We start from the raw sequence: 2,168 nt of genomic DNA on the forward strand, positions 1-2,168 counted from the left end.
CAGGATGCTGCGCAATTGACCCGGATCATTCTCTTACTCGACGAAGAGAATGCCGATCTCAAAGCGCGTATTGCCTTCCTTGAGCGCCAGCTCTTCGGGACGAAATCGGAGAAGATGACGATCATCGATCCAGCCCAGGCAACGCTCGACCTGGGCGATCTAAGCGATATTCCCGTTGCAGCCAATGACGATGCCGCACCGGCCGGTGAAGACAAAACACAGGCACGGCGATCGTCTGCCCGCAATATCGGCCGCTTGCCCAAGCATCTTCCGCGCTATGAAGAGATCATTGAGCCGGAGAGCAAGATTTGCCCCTGCTGTTCGTTCGAACTGCATTGCATCGGCACGGACGTCAGCGAGGCGCTCGACATCGTACCTGCTGTTGTCCGGGTCAAACGGACGATCCGGCCGCGCTATGCATGCCGGGCCTGTGAGAGTGCCATCGTGCAAGCACCTGCACCGGCGCGCGTGATGGACGGTGGCATGGTGACCACGGCGTTTGCCGCGCATGTCGCTGTTTCGAAGTTTGCCTGGCATCTCCCGCTCAATCGACAGGCGCAAATGCTGGCCTCCTGCGGTGTCATCATCGATCGCGGTACGCTTGGCGCCTGGGTGATGCGGGTCGCCTGGTGGCTGGAGCTTCTCTATGACGCGCTTACCGCCTTTATCCGCTCGCAGCCGAGAGTGTTCTGTGACGAGACGCCGTTGCCGCGGCTCGAGCCGGGGCGCAAACGAACCAAGGTCTGCCAGTTATGGGCGCAGGCGGTTGACGACCGTCCCTGGAATGGTCCGGCACCGCCGGCCGTGGCCTATATCTTTGCCGAAAGCCGCAGCGCCCGCGAGATCGAGGGGCAATTGTCGTCGTTTACCGGCGTGCTTCAAGTCGATGGATACCAAGCCTATAAAACCATGGTCAAACGTCGGGGCAAGAGCAATGTCGCACCCATGCGGCTGGCCTTCTGCCTTGCTCATGCGCGGCGCAAGTTCGTCGATGTCGTCAAGCTGACGGGTTCTTCGGAGGCTTTGTCGATCCTTGCCAGGATTGCGGAAGTCTATCGGATCGAAGCAAAACTGCGCGGCGAAAGCGCCGATACCCGGCTCGTCGTGAGACGTCGCGAGGCTGCTCCAGTCATGAGAGAGCTGAAAGTCCACCTCACCGAACTGCGCGACGAGGTGTCGGCGAAATCGGCGCTTGGCAAGGCCGTCAGCTACACGCTCAACCATTGGAGCGGGTTGACAGCCTGCCTTGATGATGGCCGGGTCGAGATCGATTCCAATGTGGTCGAGCGTTCAATGAAATCCGTGGCCCTGACGAGGAAGAATTCGCTGTTCGTGGGCAACGAGCGGGGTGGAAAGACTTTCGCTGTCCTCGCATCGCTCGTCAACACCTGTAAACTGAATGGTGTGGACCCCGAGGTCTGGCTTGCCGATGTGCTGGAGCGCATCATCTCCGGCAAAGTGAAAGCCAACGAAATGGAAAGTCTCCTGCCGTGGGCCTGGAAGGCTGAGCGTGAAGCGATGACGCAGCAGGAGCGACGGGCGGCATGATGCACAACAGCCAGGGGACGACGGATCGACCGAAGCTTGATGACGCGGCGTTCGAAGCCTTTATCAGGGGACGCCGTCCGGCATCGCCAATCTGGTCAATGAGCGGTCTCGATGGTTATCTTACGGCTCTGATCATTGGCCCAAAGTTCATCGACCCACGCAAATGGATCCCGGAACTGACTGGCCCGGACGCCCTGAACCTGCCGATGGAAACAACCGAACATCGGGCCGTGCAGACGATCGTTGCGGAATATAACCGTATCTCGGGGAGCCTCTCTGAAACCCCGAAAGACTACCGGCCCAGGTTCACCAGGATCGATGATCAAACCTTTGATCCGTTCGATTGGGACCTCTGCTTTTTGCTGGCAACAGGATACGCGCCGAGACTTTGGCAGCCGGTTCTTCGCGGTCATGCCGTCACCGGCGATATCATTGCGCCAATTCGCAAGCTCGGCGAGACAAAACGCAAAGCCACCCGCCAGGATGCCGCTGACGTCGCTGAAGCACTCGTCAATATCCGAACCTATTTTATGCCGAAGCGGGCAAAGCAAAAGTTTTGACTGCCAGCCGGAAACCCATTCCGTCAATCACGAAAGACGTGGGCTATTCGTTGCGCTCAC

General features: G+C 58.9%; 2 protein-coding genes. Both read left to right on the forward strand.

Annotation, left to right across the window (positions count from 1 at the left end; genetic code table 11):
* Window positions 1-1,548, forward strand: a 1,548-nt coding sequence (gene tnpC / locus FG152_RS27070) for an IS66 family transposase (protein WP_498989451.1), incomplete at its 5' end; no start/stop codon positions are given.
* Window positions 1,545-2,108, forward strand: a complete 564-nt coding sequence (locus tag FG152_RS27075; RefSeq protein WP_105528924.1) for a UPF0149 family protein — start codon at window positions 1,545-1,547, stop codon at window positions 2,106-2,108. The genes tnpC and FG152_RS27075, both read left to right, overlap by 4 nt.
* The last annotated feature ends 60 nt before the right edge of the window (window positions 2,109-2,168 follow it).

The sequence above is a fragment of the Ochrobactrum sp. XJ1 genome (assembly GCF_024701725.1).
Lineage (GTDB): Bacteria > Pseudomonadota > Alphaproteobacteria > Rhizobiales > Rhizobiaceae > Brucella > Brucella anthropi.